This is a genomic window from Pseudomonas sp. TJI-51, assembly GCF_000190455.2.
GTDB classification, from domain to species: Bacteria; Pseudomonadota; Gammaproteobacteria; order Pseudomonadales; family Pseudomonadaceae; genus Aquipseudomonas; species Aquipseudomonas juntendi.
In genome coordinates this window covers 1-2,739 of the sequence record NZ_AEWE02000003.1, presented here as the reverse complement: position 1 = coordinate 2,739, position 2,739 = coordinate 1, and the positions used below count along the sequence as shown (strand labels likewise).

Here is a 2,739-nt window from a genome sequence, read left to right as displayed (position 1 = left end):
TTCGTGCTGGCCGGCTACACGGCAGCGATCATCACCTTGCCGGCCATCGACCACCCCCTGCAGGTGTTCGACCAGGCGGTGGCCCGCTGCACCGAGATCAGCCTGGGTATTTTCTGCGCCACGGCCAGCAGTGCCTTGCTCTGGCCGATGCGGGTCGAGCAGCAGCTTGGCGGCCAGGCGCGTCAGGCCTGGCAGAACGGTCTGCAGGCCGCCAGTGCGATGCTGGGTGGCGAGGACGATGCACGCAGGGGCTTGCTGGAGAGCCTGGGGCGCATCGTTGCCATCGACAGCCAGCGCGAGCATGCCTGGTTCGAAGGCAACCGCGGGCGTCAGCGTGCCCGTGCCATTCGGGGGCTAAGCCAGAAGCTGATGGTGCTGTTGCGTATTTCCCGGTCGGTGCGCCGACAGTGGCGGCAACTGGATGAGCAGCAGGCGGAACACCTGGCCCCCTGGTTGTCTGAAGTTCGGGCGCTGCTGGACAAGCCCGACCAGCCCAGCCTGTTGGTGCTGCGCCAGCGCGTCTGGGATGCCGCGCACGATGAGCATATAAGTTCGGTTGAGCATTACTGCCTGGCGCGCATGGCCCTGCTGCTGGATTACGCAATGGCCGCCGGCCAGGCGCTGGAGGCTGTGGAAGCGGGCACGGCGCCGAAGGATGTCGGCCAAGGCCTGGCCGTGCACCGCGATTGGTCGCTGGCCTTGCTGTTCGGTTCGCGTAGCGCACTGGCGTTTCTGGTGATGAGCGCTTTCTGGCTGGCCACCGCCTGGCCTTCGGCGCCGGGCGGCCTGGTGCTGACCTGTGTGGTCTGCAGCCTGTTCGCCAGCCGCGAGAATGGCGCCCAGATTGGCTTGAGTTTCCTGCGCGGGATCTGCCTGGCCATACCGGCAGCGTTCCTGGTCGGGCAGATTCTGCTGCCGCAATGGAGCAGCTTCGCGCTGCTTTGCCTGGGCATGGGCGTGCCGCTGTTGTTCGGCGCGCTGGGTATGGCCCACCCGCGTACCGGCGCCACTGCCACCTCTTATTGCCTGCACTTCATCGTACTGGTGTCGCCGGTGAATGCCATGCAGTTCAGCGTGGCGACCATGCTCAACAGTGCCCTGGCCATGCTGGTAGGGGTGTCGGCAGCGGTCATGGCGTTTCGCTTGTTGGTGTTCCGTCACCCGGCCTGGCTTGGGCGGCGCCTGCGTGCTGCAACCCAGAGTGACCTGGTGCGCCTGACCCGGCGTGACCTGCGCGGGGCCGATACCTGGTTCGGCGGGCGCATGGCCGACCGCCTGATGCAGTTGGCGCGGCATGCCAGCGAGTTGCCCGAGGGCGAGCGCAAGCGCTGGGACGATGGCCTGCACGGGCTGGATATCGGTGATGAACTGGTGCACCTGCGCATGTGCCTGGCGGTCGCGCAGGCGCCGTTGGGCGGCGCCGAGCGGGAGTACCTGCAGCAAGTGGAGGCGGTACTGGCCAAAGGGCCTGCCGCCGGGCGCGGGCAACAGCTGGACAGTGCCAGCGAACGGTTCATTGCTGCGTTGCACCGCCAGCCTGCGAGCGACCCGCTGCGGTTGGCCGAGGGCGCGGTGCTGCAATTGCAGAAAAGCTGGGGCAAGTGGTGCCGCTGGCAGGAGGAAGCCCATGGGGTTGCGTGAATGGGAAGTGGGCGGCGTGCTGCTCAGCCCGTTTCTGCTTTATGTGTTGCTGGCGCTGGTGCTTACCGGCCTGCTGCGCCTGCTGGTGCAGGCCACACCGTTGGCGCGCTGGATCTGGCATGAAGCGCTGTTCGATGCGGCGGTTTTCGTTTGTGTGCTGTTCCTGGTGGTACGCCTGTTGGGAGCTTTTTAAAGGAGTGTTTCGATGCGTGCGGCCGTACGTACTCTTGTAACCCTGTGTGTGGTGGCCCTGGCCGTGTTGGCCGGCTACCAATTGTGGCAGTACTACATGCTTACCCCCTGGACCCGGGATGCCCGTGTGCGCGCCGATGTGGTGGTGATTGCACCTGACGTTTCCGGCTGGGTGCGCCAGCTCAAGGTGCATGACAACCAGCAGGTCAAGGCGGGTGAGCTGTTGATGAGCATCGACCGCGAGCGTTTCCAGGCCGCGTTCGACCAGGCCAGTGCGGTGACGCAAACCCGCGCCCAGCAGTTGCGCCTGCGCGAGAGTGAAGCAGCCCGGCGTACCGCCCTGGGGCCCGGGGCGATCAGTGCCGAGCTGCGGGAGAACGCGCAGATCAATGCTGCCATCGCCCGTGGCGAGTTGCAGGAAGCCCAGGCGCAGCTGCAGGTGGCGAAAATCAACCTGGCGCGCAGTGAAGTGCGTGCGCCGCGCAGCGGGCATATCACCAACCTGCGCCTGGCCGAAGGCAACTACGTGAACACCGGCCAGTCGGTGATGGCCTTGGTGGACGATTCGACGTTCTATATCCAGGCCTACTTCGAGGAAACCAAGCTGCCGCGCATTCGCGTGGGTGACCCGGTAAAGGTCTGGCTGATGGGCGCGGGTGAACCCATGCAGGGGCATGTAGAAAGCATCAGCCGCGGCATCACCGACAGCAACAGCAACCCGGACAGCCAGCTGCTGCCGGAGGTTGAGCCGACCTTCAACTGGGTGCGGCTGGCCCAGCGGATACCGGTGAGAATCCGCCTGGACCAGGTGCCCGACGGCGTGACCCTGAGTGCGGGGATGACTGCGAGTGTGCAAGTGCATGAGCCGTGAGCCGGGGCCCAGGCACCCGCCACTACAGGAACATG

Annotated in this window: 3 protein-coding genes; all 3 read left to right on the top strand. The window is 65.9% G+C overall.

Annotation, left to right across the window (positions count from 1 at the left end):
* On the top strand, positions 1-1,641 hold a 1,641-nt coding region (locus G1E_RS00495), incomplete at its 5' end, for an FUSC family protein (RefSeq protein ID WP_047149554.1).
* Entirely contained in the window at positions 1,628-1,834 is a 207-nt protein-coding gene (locus tag G1E_RS00490) for a DUF1656 domain-containing protein (RefSeq protein ID WP_009684629.1), read from the top strand. The genes G1E_RS00495 and G1E_RS00490, both read left to right, overlap by 14 nt.
* Before the next feature lie 12 nt (positions 1,835-1,846).
* Positions 1,847-2,704 (top strand): HlyD family secretion protein, encoded by an 858-nt coding sequence (locus G1E_RS00485; protein ID WP_009684630.1) that lies wholly within the window; start codon positions 1,847-1,849, stop codon positions 2,702-2,704.
* The last annotated feature ends 35 nt before the right edge of the window (positions 2,705-2,739 follow it).